Below are 21,086 nucleotides of genomic sequence, written 5' to 3'. Positions count from 1 at the left end.
AGCGCGCGAATCTTCCAGCGCGCCTTTCATTGAACAGGACGAGGATACGATCATGGCCGTTGGCAAGGTGACAGACGCCGATTTCGAAGCGGAAGTGCTCAAGGCGACCGGCCCGGTCGTGATCGATTTCTGGGCCGAGTGGTGCGGTCCCTGCCGCATGATCGCGCCGGCGCTCGACGAAATCTCCGCTGCCATGGGCGAAAAGGTCACCATCCTGAAGCTCAATGTCGACGAGAACCCGAAGACCGCATCGAAGTATGGCGTGATGTCGATCCCGACGCTGATGATCTTCAAGGGCGGCGAAATGGCCTCGCGCCAGGTCGGCGCCGCGCCGAAGGCGAAGCTGCAGCAGTGGATCAGCGCCGCGGTCTGATCGCGACGCGCTATATCCCAGAATTTACGGCCGGTGATTTTCACCGGCCGTTTTTGTTTTGTGTACCTAACCTCGCCCCGCTTGCGGGGAGAGGTCGACTTTCACATGCGGAGCATGTGGAAGGCGGGTGAGGGGGAGCCAGTGTTTCACTCGCTGGCTCCCCCTCACCCGCCGCGGACTTCGTCCGCGCCACCCTCTCCCCGCAAGCGGGGCGAGGGAAGCGACGCCGACGTTTTTCTTTACATCAGCGAATCCATCCCGTCGCCAGTGCGCTCGCCCATTCCGGTCGCTGGTTCTCCAACGCCAACTCCGCCATCGCCTGATGGTCGTAAGGCACCTGACGGAACGTCACCTGCCATCGCTCGCCCGCCTTCTCGATAATTGCGTAGCAGGCGTCGGGCGTGCCGACTTCCAGCGTGTGCGGATAGGGCGTGACGTCGCGATAGCCGGGGCCACCGACGCTACCGGGATTGACGATCATGCGGCCGTCGCGAAGCCTGACGGCACGCGCGATGTGGGTGTGTGCGCAGAGAATCAGCGATTGCGTGATACCCCCCGCCTTCTCCTCGATGGCTTCGATCGAGGCCATATGCACGATGCCTTCGGGGGTCACCGCTTCCATCCAGTAGGTGTTGTCGTCATCGGGCGTCGCGTGAACGAGATAGACCTCACCCTGATAAATCGTGCTGAAGGGCAACGCGCGTAGCCAGTCCATCTGCTCTGGTTCTAGCTGGCTGTGTGCCAGCCGATCGGACGGCCACATGTCGTCAAGCTTGTAGTCGGTGATGTAGCGATCATGATTGCCGCGGACATTAGTGGCATTGAGGCCCATCATGATGTCCACCGCACGGCGCGCATCGAGCGCACCGCTGGCCATATCACCAAGATTGACGATATCGGTGATACCTTGGGTACGGATATCGGCGACAACCGCCTCAAGGGCAAAGTGATTGCCGTGAACGTCGGCAATGGCAGCGAAGCGCATCGAACCTCCCTAAAATCAAGCAAAGATCAATCAGAGATCACTTGTATCGATGCGATTCTATGCAGGTAGCGTGCCGTTCTCGGCAAGCACATGGCCGGCCAGGTAGAGCGAGCCTGCGATCAGGATCCGCGGAGGCACTTCATAGGCGAGCCTAGTGAGAGATTGCAGCGCATCGGCGACGCTCGGCGCCGTCTCGACGCGCATGCCGAGACTCCGCGCGGCGTCGGCCAACGCATCCGGCGCCATGACGCCGTCGCGGCCGGGGATTTTCACCGCAATGATATGGCGGGTCTGGCCGGCGAAATTCGCCAGAAAGCCCGTCGCATCCTTGTTGGCCATCATGCCGGCGATCACCACCAGCGGCCGGGGCACGCGCTCTTCGAGATCGCCGAGCGCGGCTGCGATGACGCGCCCGCCATCGGCATTGTGACCGCCGTCGAGCCAGACTTCGGATTCGGCAGGCGCCGCCGCGACAAGCTTGCCCGACGTCAGCCGCTGCATCCGCGCCGGCCATTCGGCGCGCGCCACACCGGTTTCATAGGCGGCAGGATCGATCTTGAAGATATCCAGCGCGCGCAATGCCGCAATCGCCAGACCCGCATTGCCGAACTGATGGCGCCCGAACAACCGCGGCGCAGCAATATCCATCAACCCGCGATCATCCTGATACACGAGGCGGCCGCGCTCGATATTGACGTGCCATTCCTGCCCGGCGCTCACAAGCGGCGCATGCATCCTGCGCGCCTGCTGTTCGATCACATCGGTTACATCAGGCGCTTGCTCGGCCGTGATGACCGGCACGCGGCGCTTGATGATGCCGGCTTTCTCGGTTGCGATTTTCGCGAGCGTGTCGCCGAGGAAGTCGGTGTGATCGATGGTAATCGGCGTGAGCACGCAGGCGGCGGGCGTTTCGATCACGTTGGTCGCATCGAGCCGCCCGCCGAGGCCGACTTCGAGTAGCACGATATCGGCGGGAGACTTTGCGAACAGACCGAACGCGACGGCGGTCTCAGCCTCGAACAGCGTGATCGGAGCGCCAGCGTTGATCGTCTCGACCCAAGCGAACGCGTCACGCAATGCGTCATCGCTCACCAATGTGCCAGCAAGGCGAATGCTCTCATTCATGCGGACGAGATGCGGTGAGGTATAGACGTGAACGCGCAGGCCTGCGGCCTCACAGATCGCGCGCAGATAGGCGATGGTCGAGCCCTTCCCGTTGGTGCCGGCCACATGAATGACCGGGGGCAGCTTGCGCTCGGGATTGCCGAGCTGCGCCATGAGCCGCTGCATGCGGTCCAGCGACAGATCGATGGCGTTCGGATGCAGCTTGGAGAGCCGCGCCAGAATCTCGCCGAGGTCGGGCGACGATGGCGGCGCGGAGGTGCTCACGCGTGAGCGGCCGGCACCGCGTCCGGAGCCACGAGGATCTCGGCCGGAATGCTCTCCGCGCGCGGCGGGCTCGCAATGGCCGGAGACTTCGTCAGCAGGCGACACAGGCGCGCCAGCGTCGGCTTCAGATCGTGGCGATGCACGACCATGTCGATCATGCCGTGGTCACGCAGATATTCAGCGCGCTGGAAACCTTCCGGCAGCTTTTCGCGAATGGTCTGTTCGATCACGCGCGCACCGGCAAAGCCGATCAGCGCGCCGGGCTCGGCGATCTGCACGTCGCCCAGCATCGCATAGGACGCGGTGACGCCGCCGGTGGTCGGGTTGGTGAGCACGACAATGTAAGGCAGCTTGGCCTCGCGCAGCATCTGCACGCCGACGGTGGTGCGCGGCAGCTGCATCAGCGAAAGAATGCCTTCCTGCATGCGGGCGCCGCCGGAGGCTGCGAAGACGATGAAGGGCGACTTCTTCTCGACCGCGAGTTCGAGCCCGCGCACCAGCGCTTCACCGGCAGCCATGCCGAGCGAACCGCCCATGAAATCGAAATCCTGTACGGCGACGACGACGCCGGAGCCTTCCATCCTGCCGTAACCGACCTTCACTGAATCGTTCATGCCGGTCTTGGTGCGGGCATCCTTGATGCGGTCGACATATTTGCGCTCGTCGCGAAACTTCAGCGGATCGGCGATCACTTCGGGCAGCGCCACGTCGTACCAGGTCTCGTTGTCGAAGATCGACTTCATGCGGGCGGTGGCGCCCATGCGCATGTGATAGTTCGAGCCGGGAATGACGAACTGATTGCTCTCGACGTCTTTGTAGAACACGAGCTGCCCTGTATCCGGGCACTTGATCCAGAGGTTCTCGGGCGTATCGCGCTTGAGGATGCTGCGGATCTTCGGCCGGACGACGTTGGTGAGCCAATTCATATGTGTCTCCGCGTCGCTGAGATGGTGCGTCGCTCTGATATCTATATGGCGGCCAGGACGGAGCCCGGCAACCGTTGTTCCCGGTTGATGGAGGCCAATTGTGGCTTATTCCGCAGCCTGTTTGGCCCCATGAACGCCCTGGGCGAGGGCTGCGGCCAAATCGGCGACCGCACTGACGGTCCTGGCCGTGGCCTTGCCATCGGAATCCAGCGAGCCTTTCAGCGCATCGATCAGCGCCGTTCCGACCACCGCGCCGTTGGCATGCCGCGCGATGTCATGCGCCGCTTCCGGCGTCCGGATGCCGAAACCGACACAGACCGGCAGTTTGGTATGGCGCTTGATCCGCGCCACGGCCGCGCTCACGGCGGATGAATCCGCGCTAGCTGATCCCGTGATGCCGGTGACCGAGACGTAATAGACGAAGCCCGAGGTGTTCGCGAGCACCGCCGGGAGGCGCTTGTCATCGGTGGTCGGTGTGGCCAGACGGATGAAGTTCAATCCGGCTTTGATTGCCGGCAGGCAGAGCTCAGCGTCTTCTTCCGGTGGCAAATCGACGATGATCAGACCATCGACGCCCGCGGCCTTGGCGTCAGGCAGGAATTTATCGACGCCGTAAATATAGATCGGATTGTAGTAGCCCATCAGGACGATGGGCGTTTTGTTGTCGGAGCTGCGGAAGTCGCGCACGAGCTGCAGCGTCTTGCGCAGCGTCATGCCGGCCTGCAGCGCGCGCAGGCCCGCGGCCTGGATCGACGGGCCGTCGGCCATCGGATCGGTGAAGGGCATGCCGATCTCGATGATGTCGGCACCGGCCTTGGGCAGCGCCTTGACGATTTCGAGCGCGGTGGCGGGATCGGGATCGCCAGCCATCACGAAGGTGACAAAAGCCGCGCGGCCTTCGGCCTTGAGCTCAGCGAAACGGGTATCGATGCGGGTGGTCACGACTGCCTGCCCTTCAGGATATCGCCGACCTGCGGGACGTCCTTGTCGCCACGGCCGGAGAGGTTGACGACCATCAGGTGATCCTTCGGCAGCGTTGGCGCGAGTTCGCTTACCTTGGCGAGGGCATGAGCTGGCTCCAGCGCCGGGATGATGCCTTCGAGTTTCGACAGCAACTGGAATGCGGCCAGCGCTTCCTCGTCGGTCGCCGACAGATATTTCACGCGGCCGATCGTATGCAGCCACGAATGTTCGGGGCCGATACCAGGATAATCTAGGCCGGCAGAGATCGAATGGCCTTCCTGGATCTGGCCATCTTCATCCATCAAGAGATAGGTGCGGTTGCCATGCAGCACGCCGGGACGGCCACCAGCGATCGATGCGGCGTGCAGGTTGGTGAGCCCGTGGCCCGCCGCCTCGACGCCGTAGATATCGACCGAAGGATCGTCGAGGAACGGATGGAAGAGCCCCATCGCATTGGAGCCGCCGCCGATGCAGGCGATCAGCGAATCCGGCAAACGACCTTCGATCTCCTGCATCTGCACACGAGTTTCCTCGCCGATGATCGACTGGAAGTCGCGCACCATCATCGGATACGGATGCGGGCCGGCGACGGTGCCGATGCAATAGAACGTGTTGTGCACATTGGTGACCCAGTCGCGCAGCGCCTCGTTCATCGCATCTTTCAGCGTGCGTGCGCCGACCTGCACCGGCACCACCTTGGCGCCGAGCATTTCCATGCGGATCACATTGGGCTGCTGACGGGCGACGTCCACCGCACCCATATAGACGATGCATTCGAGGCCGAAGCGCGCACAGAGCGTCGCCGTCGCCACGCCATGCTGGCCGGCGCCGGTCTCGGCGATGATGCGCTTCTTGCCCATGCGGCGCGCGACCATGATTTGGCCGAGCACGTTGTTCACCTTGTGCGAGCCGGTGTGATTCAGCTCCTCACGCTTCAGATAGATTTTTGCGCCGCCGAGATGCTCGGTGAGACGTTCCGCGAAATAGAGCGGCGACGGGCGGCCGACATAGGCCTTGAGATAACCATCCATCTCCTTGCGGAAGGCGGGATCGGCCTTGGCGTCCTCATAGGCCTTCTGCAGATCGAGGATCAGCGGCATCAGCGTCTCGGCGACAAAGCGGCCGCCGAAAATGCCGAAGTGACCGGTGTCGTCGGGACCGGACCGATAGGAATTGGGAATGGCTTGAGTCATCAGGTCGTCAACTCTTCCGTTGCGCGCGCGGCGCGGATGAAAGCGCGGATCATGTCGGGATCCTTGATGCCCGGCGCGCTTTCCACGCCGGATGAAATATCGACACCGCCGGCCCGCGTGATGCGCAGGGCCTCGGCGACGTTGGCGGCATTGAGGCCGCCCGACACCATGAAGGGCAGCTTCAGATCGAGGCCTTCGAGCAGATGCCAGTCGAAGACCGCGCCGAGACCACCCGGACGCGTTGCATCCTTCGGCGCCTTGGCATCGAACAGGATGCGATCGCAGACCGCGGCATAGCCGGGCAATGCTGCGAGATCGGCCCTGGTCTCGACGGCAAGCGCCTTCATCACCGGAAGGCCAAACTTCTGTTTGATATCACGCACCCGCGCCACGCTCTCCTTGCCATGGAGCTGCAGGATATCGGGCTTCAAGGCTTCGATGCTGTTTTCGAGATCCGCGTCATCGGCATCGACCGACAGCGCAACCTTCACGGCGCGGCCCTTCGCCTGCTTGCCCAAAGCCCGCGCAACGTCGAGCGTGACGTGGCGCGGCGACGGCGGAAAGAACACGAAGCCGACCATATCCGCGCCGCCGACCAGAGCCGCATCGAGCGTCTCCGGAGTGGACAGGCCGCAAATTTTGACGATCAGAGACATGCTTCAAATGGCCGCTGGCAATACCGGGAATGGCAGGAAAAGCCTATGCGCGGGGTTCTACAACGTCGCGCCGGACTTGTCTCGCTCACCGGCCATATAAGGGGAACCCGGCGCCGGGAGCCGCTGCGTACCATTCCGCGAAGCGGTCGCAGTATGGGCGCGCAAATCGGCCAGTTCTGCGCGGGCCCGCTGCGCATCGGCCTCGCGCTGGCGCGCTGCACGGCGCCAGTGGCCCTGCCTGAACCAGGTGGCCATACCGCCTGCGATGACACCCAGGATGGCCGACAGGATGATCACGGCGAATAGCGGCAGCGTGACGCCGACCGCCGGAACGCTGCTGTTGAACGGATCGAAGGACACCGTGACCAGATGACGATTGGCGACGGCGAACACGACGAAGACGATCGCGAGGGGGATGATCACCAGAGCTGAGAAGAATTTGCGCATCAACATCTCTCGCGAAGGCGATGCGGGCGCGCATTCCGCTATCTGGCTCAGGCCTGTCGGCCCGAATGCGCGCTACCTCAAAGTTCTTTATGTCGCTGCGCTTGCTTCCGGTGCAGCATCGTCGCGATTCAGGCGCTCGCGCATTTCCTTGCCCGTCTTGAAGAACGGAACGCTCTTCTGGTCCACCGGAACATGCTCGCCGGTACGCGGATTGCGGCCCGCACGGGCCGGGCGATGCTTCACCGAAAATGCACCGAAGCCGCGGAGTTCGACACGGTCACCGCGTGCCAGCGCGGCCACGATCTCATCGAGAATTGCATTCACGATGTTCTCAACATCCCGCTGGTAGAGGTGCGGGTTATGCTCAGCGATGCGTTGAACGAGTTCGGATTTGATCATCGAGACGTTGGACTCTGAACGGGAGGATGCATTTCCGTGAAAATGCCTTGAACTGTCAAGACGCTAAATGAATTCGGGCACCTTCGAAAATGCGTGACAAATGCCCGAAACCGTTGTTGCAGCCTTCCTTGCAGTGCGGAAAGAACAGGACGAGCGGTTCCCTAGTTAGTGGTGGCCGGCCGCCACAACGCCAGCATGCCATCGAGGCCGAAGCCATCCATGGCCTGCGCGAGGCCCGCCTGCTCGACCTGCCGCGCGATCGCACCAAGACCTACAGCGTCGAGCGTGATCGTCGCAGCAGCGCGCAGGAAGGTGAAATCGCTGAATTTAGGCGTCAGCTTGAAGTCGCGAACCGGCAGGTCACTCTTGATCTTCTTCTCGGATACCAGCCACGCCACGGCGGCTTTCTCGTCGCCAAGCTGATCAATCAGCTTGAGGTCCACGGCCTGGCGCCCCGTGAAAACACGGCCATCGGCGACTTTCTGTAGTTGCGCGTCATCCATGGCGCGGCGGCTCTGCACGAGCCCGCGGAACCAGCCGTAGGAGTCCCTCACCAGCGATTCCAGCGCTGCCCGCGCCTCCGGGCTGGTCGGCTCGAAACCATTGGGCGCCGCCTTCAGGGGCGAGGATTTGACCTGCTCGACCTCGACACCGACGGTCTTCATCAACCCCGTGAAATTGGGAAACTGGAACAGAACACCGATGGAGCCGACCAGCGAGCTCTGCTGCGCAACGATATGGTCGGATGCGAGTGCCGCGATGTAGCCGCCCGATGCGGCCAGGCCCTCGACGACAACGACCATCGGTTTCTTGGCCTTGAGGCGCATCAGCGCGTCATAGAGCTGCTCAGAGCCAGCCGTGGTGCCGCCCGGCGAATTGATATGTACCACCACCGCTGCCGCGGATGACTTCTCCAGCCGCTCCAGCGCCTCGACGCGATCATTGTTGCTCTGGATCAGGCCCTCGATCTTGATGCGCGCGATCGCCCCCGACGACGACAGCGCCTCAGAGCCCGATCGTGTCACGACGACGCCGACGACGACCACCGCAGCGACCGCGACCAGCACCGCCGCCACGCGCCAGAACGTCAGCTTGCGACGTATCCTGCGGCGATCGACGATCACATCGGAATCAAGCGACATCGGAAATCTCCTGGAAGCCCTCGGGAGAGCTTGCGTCTGGCGGATGCTGCATCTGTCGTCCGGGCAGCGTTTACTTGAGGTATCTCAAATACATCAATTGCGAGGCAATATGAAGAAAACATGGTCGAAACAGCAAAAAGGGCCCCGGTGAAACCGGGGCCCCAATTGGTAGCAAACAAGTGAGTCGAAACTTACTTGCGCGCTTACTTGTCGGTGCTCTGCTTGAGCGCCTTGCCGAGAATGTCGCCGAGGGTCGCGCCCGAATCCGACGATCCGTACTGCGCGATGGCTTCCTTCTCTTCCGCCACTTCGAGAGCCTTGATCGACACCTGGACCTTGCGGGCCTTCTTGTCGAACTGGATCACGCGGGCATCGACCTTCTCGCCGACGGCGAAACGCTCAGCGCGCTGATCCGAACGCTCACGCGCCAGTTCCGAACGCTTGATGAAGGTCGTGAAGTCGGTGCCGGCGATCTGAACGTCGATGCCGGATTCCTTCACTTCGATCACTTCGCAAGTCACGACAGCGCCCTTCTTGACGTCGCCCGGCTCTGCGAAGGGGTCGCCTTCGAGCTGCTTGACGCCGAGCGAGATACGCTCCTTCTCGACATCCACGTCGAGGACGATGGCCTTGACCATGTCGCCCTTCTTGAAGTTGTCGATGACCTGCTCGCCCGGCTGCTTCCAGTCGAGGTCGGAGAGATGGACCATGCCGTCCACGTCGCCTTCGAGGCCGAGGAACAGACCGAACTCGGTCTTGTTCTTGACTTCGCCTTCGACGGTCGAGCCGACCGGGAACTTCTCGACGAACACTTCCCACGGATTGCGCATGGTCTGCTTGAGACCGAGCGAAATGCGGCGCTTGACGCTGTCGACTTCGAGAACCTGCACTTCGACTTCCTGCGAGGTCGAAACGATCTTGCCGGGGTGCATGTTCTTCTTGGTCCACGACATCTCCGACACGTGGATCAGGCCTTCGATGCCCGGCTCCAGTTCGACGAATGCGCCGTAGTCGGTGATGTTGGTGACGCGACCCGAGAAGCGTGCATTCAGCGGGTACTTCGCCTCGATGCCCTGCCACGGATCGTCGAGCAGCTGCTTCATGCCGAGCGAGATACGGTGGGTCTCGTGGTTGATCTTGATGATCTTGACCTTGACCGTCTGACCGATGGTGAGCACTTCAGTCGGGTGGTTGACGCGGCGCCACGCGATATCGGTGACGTGCAGCAGGCCGTCGATACCGCCGAGGTCAACGAACGCACCGTAATCAGTGATGTTCTTGACGACGCCGTCGATGACCTGACCTTCTTCAAGGTTCTGGACCAGTTCCTGACGCTGTTCAGCGCGGGTCTCTTCGAGAACCGTACGACGCGACACGACGATATTGCCGCGGCGGCGATCCATCTTGAGGATCTGGAACGGCTGCGAGTTGTTCATCAGCGGAGCGACGTCGCGGATCGGACGAATGTCCACCTGCGAACGCGGCAGGAAGGCCACTGCGCCGTCGAGATCGACGGTGAAGCCACCCTTGACCTGGTTGAAGATGACGCCGTGAACCTTCTCATTGTTGTTGAAGGCCTTCTCGAGCTTGCCCCAGCTCTCTTCGCGGCGGGCCTTGTCGCGCGACAGAACGGCTTCGCCGAGTGCGTTTTCGATCCGGTCGAGGAACACTTCGACTTCGTCGCCGACCTTGAGTTCGCTGTCACGGCCGGGACCGGCGAATTCGCGCAGTGCCACACGGCCTTCAGTCTTCAGGCCGACGTCGATGACGGCCATGTCCTTTTCAATCGCAACCACGATGCCCTTGATGACAGAGCTTTCCTGAAGGTTGCCGCCCGCGAAGGACTCGTCGAGCATTGCCGCGAAATCATCGCGGGAAGGATTATACGAAGAAGCAGTCGAAGCCATTTGTTCTCCAGATGCGGGTATCGCCGGCCGTTCGGGTTAATGGGCGTCTCAAATGTGAAGTGTCAGGGGTCCGCAACCTCTAACGACCGCCTTGCAGGAGGATGCAAGAACGGGCCGGCAGCATGCCTTCACGATCGAAACGTGGGTAGGGTCTTGATGGTGTCCGGAGCCTTAAGCGCGTATCGCAGCTCGAGATCGGGAGCGGGCTTTCCTCCAATGACGGCAACGGTTTTGTCTGAGGTCTTTCGGAAAGAAAGAAAAATCAGACCCGCTGCCGGCCCGCTCGGACGGCCTCGACAATGTCGATGGCGGCCCGGACGCCGCCTTCTATATCCAAATTGGAGTTATCCAGCAAGTATGCATCCGTGGCCGGCTTCAGAGGCGCAATCGGGCGGTTCTGGTCGCGTTCGTCGCGCCTGATGATATCCGCCAGCACGGCGGCCTCATCGGCCACCTCGCCCCGTCCAAGAGCCTCCAGGGTGCGCCGGCGGGCGCGGACCCTGGCATCGGCCACCACGAAGATCTTCACGTCGGCATGGGGGCAGATCACGGTTCCAATGTCGCGGCCGTCAAGCACCGCTCCCGGCGGATCCTCGGCAAAACGCCGCTGGAAGTTCAAAAGCACCTCCCGCACCCGCGGGATAGCCGAGACCACAGAGGCCGCATCACCGACTTCCTGGGTCTTCAGCGCCGGATTGCCGAATTTCTCGGGATCGAGCTCACTGGCGACAGCCACGGCCTGCGCCTCATCGGTCAGGTCCGCACCGAGATCGAGCATCGCCTTGGCGACCGCGCGATAGATCACGCCGGTATCGAGGTGCCGGTAACCGTAATGATGCGCAAGCCGTTTGCCCAGCGTGCCTTTTCCAGATGCGGCGGGACCGTCGATAGCAATGATCATGCGTTGCGCGTGCTCGTCTTGTCACGATGAATGGCGGTGGATCGGGAGCTAGGCTCGCGCGACCTGCGCGGACTTAGCACCCGCCTCGGGAAATATCCACGCCAGCCCAGCTCACGAAAAATCAGCACCCAGCCGACGCATCATCGGGATGAAATCGGGGAAGCTGGTCGCGATGAAGGTCGTGTCGTCGATGGTCACCGGTCTGTCGGAAGCGAGGCCCATGGCCAGAGCCGACATGGCGATACGGTGATCCATATGGGTGGCAACGAGGCCGCCACCGGCAACGCGACCGTCACCGTGCACGATGAGGTCATCGCCAACAATCTCGACATTAACGCCGTTGACCCGCAGCATCGCCGCAGTGGCTTCCAGACGGTCGGATTCCTTCACGCGCAGCTCCTGCAGCCCGCGCATGATGGTCGTGCCTTCGGCAAACGCCGCAGCCACAGCCAGCACCAGATATTCGTCGATCATCGACGGCGCGCGCTCCGGCGGCACTTCGACGCCGTGCAGCTTCGAGGCCTTGATCCGGAACTGCGCCATCGGTTCGCCGGCATCGCCGCGGATATCGCTTTCCTCGATGGATGCGCCCATCTCGCGCAACGTCGTGAACAGCCCGGTGCGCAGCGGATTGGTCATCACATCGGTGAGTACGATCTCGGAGCCCGGCACGATCAATGCCGCAACCATCGGGAATGCTGCGGAGGACGGATCTGCCGGCACCACGACATCGGCACCCTTCAATTCGGGCTGGCCGGTGAGCGTGATCTTGCGGCCGTGCGCGCCTTCTTTTTCGGAAGTAATCTCGGCGCCGAAATGCTTGAGCATCAGCTCGGTGTGGTCCCGGCTGGCCTCGGTCTCGATGACCGTGGTGGTGCCCGGGGCCGACAGGCCGGCCAGCAGCACGGCTGACTTGATCTGGGCGGAAGCTACCGGGGTACGATAGACGATCGGCAGCGGATCACGCGCGCCTTTGAGCGTCAACGGCAGACGCCCGCCGTCCTGGCTCGCGGTGACCTTGGCGCCCATCAGCTCCAACGGATCAACGATCCTGCGCATCGGTCGGCTGCGCAGCGACGCGTCGCCATCGAATGTCGCCTCGATCGGACAGCCCGCGACCGCCCCCATCACCAGCCGGCACCCGGTACCCGAATTGCCGAAATCCAGCGGCGCCTTGGGCGCGGCGAAGCCGGCAACGCCGACGCCGTTGACCTTCCACGCAAAATCGCCTGTTCGTTCGACCTTGGCGCCCAGCGCCTGCATCGATTTGGCGGTATTCAGGACGTCCTCGCCCTCCAGCAGCCCCGTAATCCGGGTCTCGCCGACCGCCAAGGCACCCAGAATAAGAGCCCGGTGCGAGATCGACTTGTCGCCGGGCACGCGGGCAGAGCCGCGCAGGGCGCCGGATTTTCGCGCGGTCAGCGGGGTCGGCTGGGCGGCGGCTGTGTCTGATTGGGTCAAGATTGTGTTCCTTCGCGCAGGCGGCTCGTAGCATATGAGCCACGCTGCGTCACGCAGCGGTCATTCTCACGCAAACCGCTATTGACAGGGGCGCGTCAACTAGCCAAGTGAAGCACCGTTTTTCAAAAAATCCCCAGGACCCTTCACGTGGCCAAATCCGATCTCGGAACCAAACGCATTTGCCCCACGACGGGCAAGAAGTTCTACGACCTCAACAAGAGCCCGGTGATTTCGCCTTATACGGGCGAGGTTGTGCCGATTGCGCCGATTGCGCCGCCGCGGACCCGCGCGGATGCAGCTGCACGCGCAGCTGCAGCATCTGCCGCCGCAGAAACTCCGGAAGCCGCCGAGAGCGAAGAATTGGTCTCGCTGGAGGAAGCCGACGCCGAGGAAAATACCGGCAAGAAGGCTGCCGTGCTGGAATCCGAGGACGATATCGAAGTCGATGACACGATCGATGACGATGAGGACGATGATTCGACCTTCATTGCCGACGAAGAAGAAGGCGATGAGGACGTGACCGACATCATCGGCGACGTCTCGGGCGACGAAGAAAGTTAAGCTCAGAAGAGACTTGAGATCACTCCTGATATGTGATCTTGGTTTGCCGCGCGACGCCCCACCCAGTGCGTCGCAGGTATTGGGGCCATAGCTCAGCTGGGAGAGCGCTTGCATGGCATGCAAGAGGTCGGCGGTTCGATCCCGCCTGGCTCCACCATCCTTCGCTCGCTTCGCGAGCTTCGGCTCGGCAAGCCGCACCAACCCATCCTCGTAGAGAATGACCGCGCTAATCCCCGAGCGCTGCGTTCAGCCGATCACGTAGCGCCACGAGTTCATTTTTCATCGCAGCCATTTCGCCGACCGTGCAGGCTGACGCTGCGAGGATTCCCTGCGGCACAGCCTTGGCTTTTTCACGCAGCGCCTGACCTTGCGCCGTCAATGCGATCAGCATCTGCCGCTCGTCTTCGATGCTGCGGGTGCGTTTGATCAGGCCGGCCGCTTCCAGCCGCTTCAACAGCGGCGTCAGCGTGCCGGAATCGAGAAACAGCCGCTCGCCGATGTCCTTCACCGGCACATTGTCCTGCTCCCACAGCACCAGCATCGCCAGATATTGCGGATAGGTCAGCTTCAATCGGTCCAGCAGCGGCTTGTAGACGCGGTTGAACGCGTGGCCGGTCGAATAGACGGCAAAGCAGAGCTGGTTATCGAGCTGCAGCAGCGGAACAGGTGCGGGTTTCTTGGCCATGATGATCTCCGGAGCTTATTTGGCCACAGCTGACGCCAGACCCCAACCCCTTCACGATCAGTTGAGCACAATTCGATTGCGTCACGCATTTTATGTATTGTGCACAATCTAATTGTGCGCAATTATAATGAGGCAAGATACAAACAACGAGGAGACACACCATGTCTGTCAACGTGCTCTACAAGACCAGTGCCAAGGCAACCGGTGGCCGCGATGGCCACGCCGCTACGCTTGATGGCGCGCTCGACGTCAAACTCACCACGCCGAAGGAACTCGGCGGCGCAGGCGGCGCAGGCAATAATCCCGAGCAGCTGTTCGCGGCCGGCTATGCTGCCTGTTTCATCGGCGCGATGAAGTTCGTGGGCTCGCAGGGCGGCCCGAAGGTACCCGCCGATGTGTCGGTCACCTCCACCGTGGGCATCGGCCCGCGCTCGGCTGGCGGTTTCGGCCTCGATGTCGAACTCGCGGTCTCGCTGCCGGGCCTGCCGCGCGCGGAAGCCGAAGCGCTGGTCGAAAAGGCACATCAGATCTGCCCGTATTCCAACGCTACACGCGGCAATATCGACGTCCGCACCGTGATCGTCTGAGTTTCGGCGACGCAAACGAATTGACTCTCGATACGAACGGGCTCGGCCATCGGCCGAGCCCGTTCGCGTTCGTCTGGCGGTTGCGCCATACCCTCGCTCTGGCCATAGCCGCTGCCCGGACAAGGCCATTGCTGACCAGCCGGAAGCCCGCTAGCTCTGACAGCCCTTACATGCTCTCTGGCATAAAAATATCCCAACGACACTTGAGAGAAGGCTGATTGAATGAGCTTGCCCATAGCTCCCGGCGCGATTGCCGGCCTGCGCGTGATCGATCTGTCGCGCGTTCTTGGCGGACCCTATTGCACCCAGATCCTGGCCGACCACGGCGCTGACGTCGTCAAGGTCGAGCCGCCCGCCGGCGACGAGACGCGCGACTGGGGCCCCCCCTTCCACGACGACGATGCGGCCTATTTCATCGGCACCAACCGCAACAAGCGTTCGATCGGTCTCGACCTCGCCTCCGAGGGCGGTCGTACTGTGCTGATGCGGATGCTCGAAAATGCCGACGTGATGATCGAGAACTTCAAGCCCGGCACGCTCGACAAATGGGGCATCGGCAACGATTTCCTGCGCGAGAAATTCCCGCAGCTGATCCATTGCCGCATCTCCGGCTTCGGCGGCGATGGCCCGCATGGCGGCCACCCCGGCTATGACGCGATCATCCAGTCGATGGTCGGCCTGATGGCATCGACCGGCTCACAGGACAGCGGCCCGACCCGCATCGGCGTCGCGCTTGTCGACATGGCGACCGGTCTCTATGCCTGCGTCGGCATCCTGATGGCGCTCGCCGAGCGCGCCAAATCGGGTCTCGGTCAATTCGTCGAGGCGACATTGTACGAAACCGGTCTCGCGATCATGCACCCGCATACCGCGAACTATTTCTACAACGGTGGCAAGCCGCCGGCACTGACCGGCAACGAGCATCCGAACCTAGTGCCCTATGCCGTGTTCGCTGCCCGCGACGGCAATATCTTCATGGGCGTCGGCAATGACGGCACCTTCCGGAAGCTGTGCCGCGAACTTGGCAAGCCGGAACTCGGCACGGACGTGCGCTTCGCACGCAACCGTGACCGCGTGCAGAATCGCGATGCGCTGCGTGCCGAGCTGGAAGCGATCCTGAAGGATCACGACAGCGCACCGCTGTGCGAGCGCCTGCTCGGCGCCGGCCTGCCGGCAGGCCCGGTGCAGTCGATCGACAAGGCGCTCGCCAATGCCCACACGAAGCATCGCGGCGATATCATCGAGAAGGACTGGTACAAGGGCGTTGCCTCGCCGGTCCGCTTCGACCGCACCAAAGCGAGCCTGCGCCACGTGCCGCCGAAGTTCAACGAGCACTTCAACGAGATCCTCACCGAGTTCGGCTACTCCGGTGATGAGATCAAGGAGCTGGTCGCCAAAGGAACCGTGAGCGGCTCCGAGCGCAAGCGATAAGAACAACACGGGGCTGCGCGATCCGCAGCCCCGTTCGTCTTCGACTTTTTGCGGCTTCCCAACGCCGCCATTTCCCGCCTAGCATCCGCGCTGTCAAAATGTCGCATGCACGTCATCCGGCGCAGCTTTGTTGCAACGAGACGATGACGGCTAACGGGAGAAACTGGATGATCCGCCCCCAATTCGCACTCGCCACTCTGTTCGCATGCACGCTGGCGCTCGCTTCGCCCGCGCAAGCGGTGACCGAGATCCAGTGGTGGCACGCGATGACCGGCGGCAACAACGACATCGTCAACAAGCTCGCGGCTGACTTCAATGCCAGCCAACCGGACTACAAGGTGGTCCCGACCTTCAAGGGCAGCTATCCCGACACCATGAATGCCGGCATCGCAGCATTTCGCGCCGGCACCGCACCGCACATCCTGCAGGTCTTCGAGGTCGGTACCGCGACCATGATGAGCGCCAAGGGCGCCGTCAAACCTGTCTACCAGCTGATGAAGGATGCGGGCGAGCCGTTCGATCCAAACAACTACCTGCCCGCGATCACCGGCTACTACTCGACATCGAAGGGCGAAATGCTGTCGTTTCCCTTCAACTCATCGTCGATGGTGATGTGGGTCAATCTGGATGCGCTGAAGAAGGCCAATATTGCCGAAATTCCCAAGACCTGGCCCGAAGTGTTCGAGGGCGCCAAGAAGCTCAAGGCGGCCGGCTATGCGACCTGCGGCTTCTCCAATGCCTGGGCGACCTGGGCCAATATCGAGCAGTTCTCGGCATGGCACAACGTGCCGATCGGCACGAAGGCGAACGGACTCGACGGCTTCGACACCGAGCTGAAATTCAATTCGCCACTCCATGTCCAACATCTGCAGACACTGATCGAATTGCAGAAGGACAAGACCTACGATTATTCCGGTCGCGCCAACGCCAGCGAGAGTCGCTTCGGCTCCGGCGAATGCCCGCTCTTCATGACCTCGTCCGGCTATTACGCGACGGCGAAGGGTACCGCCAAATTCGCCTTTACCTCGGTGCCGATGCCCTACTATCCCGACGTCACCGGCGCGCCACAGAATTCGATCATCGGCGGCGCCTCGCTGTGGGTGATGGGCGGCAAGAAGCCTGAGGAATACAAGGGCATCGCAAAATTCTTCAGCTTCCTGTCCGACACAGATCGGCAGGCCAAGCTGCATCAGGAGTCCGGTTATCTGCCGATCACCAAGGCCGCCTATGAAAAGACCAAGGCCGACGGCTTCTATGACAAGAACCCGATCCTGCAGACCCCGCTGAAGGAGCTGACCAACAAGGAGCCGACCGAAAATTCGCGCGGCCTGCGGTTCGGCAACATGGTGCAACTGCGAGACGTCTGGTCCGAAGAGATTGAGGCTGCATTGGGTGGCCAGAAGACGGCACAACAGGCACTCGATACTGCCGTAAGCCGTGGCAACGCCATGTTGCGGACCTTCGAAAAGACTGCGAAGTAGTATTCAAGCGGACGCTGTCGTTGCCCGGCCTCGCGCGCAATTGCGCGCTTGGACGGGCGATGACATGAGCAGAATGAGGCTGCTTTCTGGGGCACGACGAACTGCATGGAAAAGTCCGCGGTCTTCAAGGGTAAGCTGCTGCCATATTTGTTGCTCGTGCCGCAGCTGGTCATCACCCTGGTGTTTTTCTACTGGCCGGCCAGCCAGGCTGTCTGGCAATCGTTTTTGCGCGAGGACGCGTTCGGCCTGAACTCGGAATTCATCGGGCTGGAGAACTATCAGGCGCTGCTTGCCCAGCCGGAATACTACAAGGCAATGGCGACGACCGTGGTATTCTCGTCGCTGGTCGCGGCGCTCTCGCTGTCAATCGCATTGTTGTTCGCCACCCAGGCCGACAAGAATCTGAAAGCAGCACCGACCTTCAAGGTCATGATGATCTGGCCCTATGCGGTGGCGCCGGCCGTCGCCGGCGTGCTGTGGCTGTTCATCTTCCATCCCTCCCTCGGCACCATGGCACGGCCGCTGCGCATGATGGGCTTCAACTGGAATCCGATGTTGAACGGCAACCACGCCATGGCGCTCGTCGTCATGGCCGCGGTGTGGAAGCAGATCGCCTATAATTTCCTGTTCTTCCTGGCCGGCCTGCAGGCGATCCCGCGCAGCGTACTAGAGGCCGGGGCGATTGATGGCGCCGGGCCATATCGGCGATTCTGGACGATCACGTTCCCGCTGCTGTCGCCGACCACGTTCTTCCTGCTGGTCGTCAACGTCGTCTATGTGTTCTTCGACACTTTCGGCATCATCGACGCCGTCACGGGTGGTGGGCCGGCCGGGGCGACGACCACCATGGTCTACAAGGTCTATGCCGACGGCAGGCTCGGCGGCGACCTCGGCGGATCGGCAGCGCAGTCGGTGATCCTGATGGTGATCGTGATCGTGCTCACGGCCATCCAGTTTCGTTATGTCGAGCGCAAGGTGCAGTACTGATGGTCGAGCACCGCCGCTGGAACGACATCCTCGCTTACGCGATCCTGACTTTCGGCGTGTTCATCGTCGTATTCCCGGTCTATGTCGCACTGATCGCCTCGACACATGACGCAGCAACGGTGGTCAACGGCAACATGCCGATGCTGCCGGGCAGTCATACGCTGGAGAACTATTACCGAGCCATTTTCGTCGGCGGATCGCGCGCCAGCCGCGAGCCGGTCGGCCACATGCTGATGAACTCGTTCGTCATGGCAATGGGCATCGCGCTCGGCAAGATCGTGATCTCGATCCTCTCCGCCTATGCCGTGGTGTATTTCCGTTTTCCGTTCCGCCAGACGGCGTTCTGGATCATCTTCGTGACGCTGATGCTGCCGGTCGAGGTCCGTATCTATCCGACCTACAAGGTGATCGCCGATCTGAAGATGCTCGACACCTATGCCGGGCTGATCCTGCCGCTGATTGCGTCGGCCACCGGCACGCTGCTGTTTCGCCAGTTCTTCATGACCATCCCCGATGAACTGCTCGAAGCCTCGCGCATCGACGGCGCCGGTCCCTTTCGCTTTTTCAAGGATACGCTGCTGCCACTGTCGGTGACGACGATGGCAGCGTTGTTCGTGATCCAGTTCATCTATGGCTGGAACCAGTATCTGTGGCCGCTGCTGATCACGACACAGGAATCCATGCAGACCATCGTCACCGGCATCAAGAAGATGCTGACGACGACGGACGAACTCGCCGAATGGCAACTCGCGATGGCGACGGCGATCCTTGCGATGGTGCCTCCTGTCGCCGTGGTGGTGTTCATGCAGCGGCGGTTCGTGCGCGGTCTGGTCGAGACGGAGAAGTAAATTCAGATGGCCAATGTTTCGCTGCGCAACGTCCGTAAGACCTATCCCGGCGGCTTCGAGGCCATCAAGGGCATCGAGTTCGAAATCGGCGACGGCCAGTTCTGCGTGCTGGTAGGACCAAGCGGCTGCGGCAAGTCGACCTTGCTGCGCATGGTCGCCGGCCTCGAGACCGTCACCTCCGGCGAGGTCGATATTGGCGGCCGTGTCGTCAACGAGATCGAGCCGGCAGATCGCGACATCGCCATGGTATTTCAGAATTACGCGCTCTATCCGCATATGAGCGTCTACAACAACATGGCCTACGGCCTGCGCAACAGGGGCATGCCGAAGCCGGAGATCGATACGCGCGTACGCGAAGCCGCTCAGACACTCGAACTCGCCGGCATGCTCGATCGCAAGCCCAGACAATTGTCCGGCGGCCAGCGCCAGCGCGTCGCCATGGGCCGCGCCATCGTGCGGCAACCGAAAGTGTTCCTGTTCGACGAGCCACTGTCTAATCTCGATGCCAAGCTGCGCGTTGCCATGCGGGTCGAAATCCGCAAGCTGCAACGTCGCCTCAAGACGACGTCGATCTACGTCACCCACGATCAGTTGGAGGCGATGACGCTGGCGGATATTCTGGTGGTGATGAACGGCGGCCAGGTCGAGCAGATCGGCAGTCCGCTCGATATCTACCGCAAGCCGGCGACCACTTTCGTCGCCTCCTTCATCGGCGCGCCACCGATGAACCTGATCAAGCTGGGCGGCAATGAGATCCGTGCGCAGTTCGCCGGCGACAGCCGCAGCGCCGCCGAGGCCGGTATCCTGGGCGTCCGGCCGGAAGACCTTACGATTTCCGGCGCGGCCGCAACTGACGGCGGCATCACGCTGAACCTGACGGTCGAGGCCATCGAACGGGTCGGCGCGGAAACCTTCGTCTATGGCACCCGTGCGCGGGCCGAGAAGGCCGTCAGCGCCACTCCGGGCGAGCTGCCCGAGGGCGAGGTCATCGTGCGTATCCCCGGCCAGGATGCCCCGGCCATCGGTGCTTCGATCCGCGCCACGGCTTCCCGCGACAAACTGCACCTGTTCAGCGCTAACGGCCGCAACCGGATCGATATCTGATCGGTTTCAAGGCCTTAGTAACGGTTTCCCGGCAATTTAGAGGTGCTTGAACCGGGCTTTGGCATGCCCATATTGTTGATTGACCGGTTGGCAGAGTGCCGATTGGCCAGGGGTGCCGTAAGGGCCCCTCAAAGTCGCTTCGAGAGGGCTTTGTAGGTATGTCTCGTGTTCCTTCGTTATCTAGTCCGTTCCTTTTGGGATTCGACGAGATTGAGCGTGCGCTCGATCGCGTCGTCAAAGGTGCCGACGGTTATCCTCCTTACAACATCGAGCGGTGCGACCGTAATAACGGTCAACCCGAACGCCTGCGGATCACGCTGGCGGTCGCAGGTTTCACCCGCGATCAGCTCGATGTGACCACCGAGGAAAACCAGCTCGTGATCCGGGGCCGCCAGCAGGACGACAAGACCCGGCAATACATCCATCGCGGCATCGCCGCGCGCCACTTCCAGCGCACCTTCGTGCTGGCAGAGGGGATGCTGGTGCTGGGTGCGGATCTAAAGAACGGGCTGTTGTCGATTGATCTGGCCAGGCCCGAGCCTGAAAGGGTCATTAAGACAATCGCTATCAATGAACACGAATAATGCATGACCCGACAAACTGGTTTCCGGTTTTTCGATCAGGTCATGCATCCTGAGTATGGAACGAGTAGCGGACTCG

General features: G+C 61.8%; 22 protein-coding genes and 1 tRNA gene. 10 read left to right on the top strand and 13 right to left on the bottom strand.

From position 1 onward, the window contains the following. Positions 1-52: 52 nt before the first annotated feature. A complete protein-coding gene (gene trxA, locus HP556_RS28590) occupies positions 53-373 on the top strand; it encodes a thioredoxin (RefSeq protein ID WP_068734104.1) in 321 nt (106 codons plus the stop codon). 244 nt (positions 374-617) lie between these two features. Here the strand turns inward: trxA and HP556_RS28585 are convergent, their stop codons facing one another. From HP556_RS28585 to aroA, 12 genes are all read right to left on the bottom strand, one after another. Continuing rightward, the gene (locus tag HP556_RS28585) at positions 618-1,358 is read right to left on the bottom strand and encodes a metallophosphoesterase family protein (RefSeq protein WP_175369412.1); all 741 of its coding nucleotides are present in this window, start codon (positions 1,356-1,358) and stop codon (positions 618-620) included. 57 nt (positions 1,359-1,415) lie between these two features. Then, a complete protein-coding gene (locus HP556_RS28580; RefSeq protein ID WP_175369411.1) occupies positions 1,416-2,747 on the bottom strand; it encodes a glutamate ligase domain-containing protein in 1,332 nt (443 codons plus the stop codon). Further along, positions 2,744-3,673, bottom strand: a complete 930-nt coding sequence (accD, locus tag HP556_RS28575; protein WP_175369410.1) for an acetyl-CoA carboxylase, carboxyltransferase subunit beta — start codon at positions 3,671-3,673, stop codon at positions 2,744-2,746. The genes HP556_RS28580 and accD overlap by 4 nt, the downstream gene beginning before the upstream one ends. 105 nt (positions 3,674-3,778) lie before the next feature. Then, positions 3,779-4,615: a tryptophan synthase subunit alpha gene (trpA, locus tag HP556_RS28570; protein ID WP_175369409.1), complete on the bottom strand. Its 837-nt coding sequence runs from the start codon at positions 4,613-4,615 to the stop codon at positions 3,779-3,781. After that, the gene (trpB, locus tag HP556_RS28565) at positions 4,612-5,829 is read right to left on the bottom strand and encodes a tryptophan synthase subunit beta (RefSeq protein ID WP_120287734.1); all 1,218 of its coding nucleotides are present in this window, start codon (positions 5,827-5,829) and stop codon (positions 4,612-4,614) included. Before trpB ends, trpA begins: the two co-directional genes overlap by 4 nt. Then, positions 5,829-6,485: a phosphoribosylanthranilate isomerase gene (locus HP556_RS28560; RefSeq protein ID WP_175369408.1), complete on the bottom strand. Its 657-nt coding sequence runs from the start codon at positions 6,483-6,485 to the stop codon at positions 5,829-5,831. The genes trpB and HP556_RS28560 overlap by 1 nt, the downstream gene beginning before the upstream one ends. A gap of 57 nt (positions 6,486-6,542) precedes the next feature. Continuing rightward, on the bottom strand, positions 6,543-6,932 hold the full coding sequence (locus tag HP556_RS28555; RefSeq protein WP_175369407.1) for a LapA family protein: 390 nt from the start codon (positions 6,930-6,932) through the stop codon (positions 6,543-6,545). A gap of 87 nt (positions 6,933-7,019) precedes the next feature. Beyond that, positions 7,020-7,331 carry an integration host factor subunit beta gene (locus tag HP556_RS28550; protein WP_068730326.1) on the bottom strand — a complete coding sequence of 104 codons (312 nt, stop codon included), beginning with the start codon at positions 7,329-7,331 and terminating at the stop codon, positions 7,020-7,022. 161 nt (positions 7,332-7,492) lie between these two features. Beyond that, entirely contained in the window at positions 7,493-8,473 is a 981-nt protein-coding gene (gene sppA, locus HP556_RS28545) for a signal peptide peptidase SppA (protein WP_175369406.1), read from the bottom strand. Between the two features lie 203 nt (positions 8,474-8,676). Continuing rightward, entirely contained in the window at positions 8,677-10,380 is a 1,704-nt protein-coding gene (gene rpsA / locus HP556_RS28540; RefSeq protein WP_068730324.1) for a 30S ribosomal protein S1, read from the bottom strand. A 262-nt stretch (positions 10,381-10,642) separates the two neighbouring features. After that, positions 10,643-11,281, bottom strand: a complete 639-nt coding sequence (cmk, locus tag HP556_RS28535) for a (d)CMP kinase (RefSeq protein ID WP_093757876.1) — start codon at positions 11,279-11,281, stop codon at positions 10,643-10,645. A gap of 111 nt (positions 11,282-11,392) precedes the next feature. Beyond that, positions 11,393-12,742 carry a 3-phosphoshikimate 1-carboxyvinyltransferase gene (gene aroA / locus HP556_RS28530; RefSeq protein ID WP_175369405.1) on the bottom strand — a complete coding sequence of 450 codons (1,350 nt, stop codon included), beginning with the start codon at positions 12,740-12,742 and terminating at the stop codon, positions 11,393-11,395. Positions 12,743-12,889: 147 nt separating this feature from the next. On the opposite strand from aroA, the gene HP556_RS28525 reads away from it, so the two are divergent. Both HP556_RS28525 and HP556_RS28520 read left to right on the top strand, forming a co-directional pair. Beyond that, a complete protein-coding gene (locus HP556_RS28525; RefSeq protein ID WP_068730321.1) occupies positions 12,890-13,303 on the top strand; it encodes a TIGR02300 family protein in 414 nt (137 codons plus the stop codon). Between the two features lie 81 nt (positions 13,304-13,384). After that, positions 13,385-13,460 (top strand) — tRNA-Ala (locus HP556_RS28520). A gap of 69 nt (positions 13,461-13,529) precedes the next feature. Here the strand turns inward: HP556_RS28520 and HP556_RS28515 are convergent. Then, complete coding sequence (locus tag HP556_RS28515; protein WP_175369404.1) at positions 13,530-13,988, bottom strand: MarR family winged helix-turn-helix transcriptional regulator; 459 nt, start codon at positions 13,986-13,988, stop codon at positions 13,530-13,532. Between the two features lie 161 nt (positions 13,989-14,149). Between HP556_RS28515 and HP556_RS28510 the strand changes: the two genes are divergently transcribed. From HP556_RS28510 to HP556_RS28480, 7 genes are all read left to right on the top strand, one after another. After that, complete coding sequence (locus HP556_RS28510) at positions 14,150-14,575, top strand: organic hydroperoxide resistance protein (protein ID WP_175369403.1); 426 nt, start codon at positions 14,150-14,152, stop codon at positions 14,573-14,575. A gap of 222 nt (positions 14,576-14,797) precedes the next feature. Then, on the top strand, positions 14,798-16,006 hold the full coding sequence (locus tag HP556_RS28505; protein ID WP_175369402.1) for a CaiB/BaiF CoA transferase family protein: 1,209 nt from the start codon (positions 14,798-14,800) through the stop codon (positions 16,004-16,006). A gap of 167 nt (positions 16,007-16,173) precedes the next feature. Further along, a complete protein-coding gene (ugpB, locus tag HP556_RS28500) occupies positions 16,174-17,487 on the top strand; it encodes a sn-glycerol-3-phosphate ABC transporter substrate-binding protein UgpB (protein WP_175369401.1) in 1,314 nt (437 codons plus the stop codon). A 105-nt stretch (positions 17,488-17,592) separates the two neighbouring features. Continuing rightward, a complete protein-coding gene (gene ugpA / locus HP556_RS28495) occupies positions 17,593-18,474 on the top strand; it encodes a sn-glycerol-3-phosphate ABC transporter permease UgpA (protein ID WP_175369400.1) in 882 nt (293 codons plus the stop codon). Further along, entirely contained in the window at positions 18,474-19,322 is an 849-nt protein-coding gene (gene ugpE / locus HP556_RS28490; RefSeq protein WP_175369399.1) for a sn-glycerol-3-phosphate ABC transporter permease UgpE, read from the top strand. The genes ugpA and ugpE overlap by 1 nt, the downstream gene beginning before the upstream one ends. Before the next feature lie 6 nt (positions 19,323-19,328). Continuing rightward, entirely contained in the window at positions 19,329-20,426 is a 1,098-nt protein-coding gene (locus HP556_RS28485; protein WP_175369398.1) for a sn-glycerol-3-phosphate import ATP-binding protein UgpC, read from the top strand. A gap of 158 nt (positions 20,427-20,584) precedes the next feature. Further along, positions 20,585-21,010, top strand: coding sequence for an Hsp20 family protein (locus tag HP556_RS28480; protein ID WP_068730313.1), 426 nt, complete (start codon positions 20,585-20,587; stop codon positions 21,008-21,010). Positions 21,011-21,086 lie beyond the last annotated feature (76 nt).

This window comes from Tardiphaga robiniae (assembly GCF_013359755.1).
Lineage (GTDB): Bacteria > Pseudomonadota > Alphaproteobacteria > Rhizobiales > Xanthobacteraceae > Tardiphaga > Tardiphaga robiniae.
The sequence above is the reverse complement of the archived record's forward strand: the minus strand, read 5'-3'. Positions and strand labels throughout refer to the sequence as shown.

What these genes read in the sequence shown, in the direction of transcription:
- trxA (WP_068734104.1), top strand. Translation starts at nt 53, where the DNA reads ATGGCCGTTGGCAAGGTGACAGACGCCGATTTCGAAGCGGAAGTGCTC.
- HP556_RS28585 (WP_175369412.1), bottom strand. Translation starts at nt 1,358, where the DNA reads ATGCGCTTCGCTGCCATTGCCGACGTTCACGGCAATCACTTTGCCCTT.
- accD (WP_175369410.1), bottom strand. Translation starts at nt 3,673, where the DNA reads ATGAATTGGCTCACCAACGTCGTCCGGCCGAAGATCCGCAGCATCCTC.
- trpB (WP_120287734.1), bottom strand. Translation starts at nt 5,829, where the DNA reads ATGACTCAAGCCATTCCCAATTCCTATCGGTCCGGTCCCGACGACACC.
- HP556_RS28560 (WP_175369408.1), bottom strand. Translation starts at nt 6,485, where the DNA reads ATGTCTCTGATCGTCAAAATTTGCGGCCTGTCCACTCCGGAGACGCTC.
- HP556_RS28555 (WP_175369407.1), bottom strand. Translation starts at nt 6,932, where the DNA reads ATGCGCAAATTCTTCTCAGCTCTGGTGATCATCCCCCTCGCGATCGTC.
- HP556_RS28550 (WP_068730326.1), bottom strand. Translation starts at nt 7,331, where the DNA reads ATGATCAAATCCGAACTCGTTCAACGCATCGCTGAGCATAACCCGCAC.
- sppA (WP_175369406.1), bottom strand. Translation starts at nt 8,473, where the DNA reads ATGTCGCTTGATTCCGATGTGATCGTCGATCGCCGCAGGATACGTCGC.
- rpsA (WP_068730324.1), bottom strand. Translation starts at nt 10,380, where the DNA reads ATGGCTTCGACTGCTTCTTCGTATAATCCTTCCCGCGATGATTTCGCG.
- cmk (WP_093757876.1), bottom strand. Translation starts at nt 11,281, where the DNA reads ATGATCATTGCTATCGACGGTCCCGCCGCATCTGGAAAAGGCACGCTG.
- HP556_RS28515 (WP_175369404.1), bottom strand. Translation starts at nt 13,988, where the DNA reads ATGGCCAAGAAACCCGCACCTGTTCCGCTGCTGCAGCTCGATAACCAG.
- HP556_RS28510 (WP_175369403.1), top strand. Translation starts at nt 14,150, where the DNA reads ATGTCTGTCAACGTGCTCTACAAGACCAGTGCCAAGGCAACCGGTGGC.
- HP556_RS28505 (WP_175369402.1), top strand. Translation starts at nt 14,798, where the DNA reads ATGAGCTTGCCCATAGCTCCCGGCGCGATTGCCGGCCTGCGCGTGATC.
- ugpB (WP_175369401.1), top strand. Translation starts at nt 16,174, where the DNA reads ATGATCCGCCCCCAATTCGCACTCGCCACTCTGTTCGCATGCACGCTG.
- ugpA (WP_175369400.1), top strand. Translation starts at nt 17,593, where the DNA reads ATGGAAAAGTCCGCGGTCTTCAAGGGTAAGCTGCTGCCATATTTGTTG.
- ugpE (WP_175369399.1), top strand. Translation starts at nt 18,474, where the DNA reads ATGGTCGAGCACCGCCGCTGGAACGACATCCTCGCTTACGCGATCCTG.
- HP556_RS28485 (WP_175369398.1), top strand. Translation starts at nt 19,329, where the DNA reads ATGGCCAATGTTTCGCTGCGCAACGTCCGTAAGACCTATCCCGGCGGC.
- HP556_RS28480 (WP_068730313.1), top strand. Translation starts at nt 20,585, where the DNA reads ATGTCTCGTGTTCCTTCGTTATCTAGTCCGTTCCTTTTGGGATTCGAC.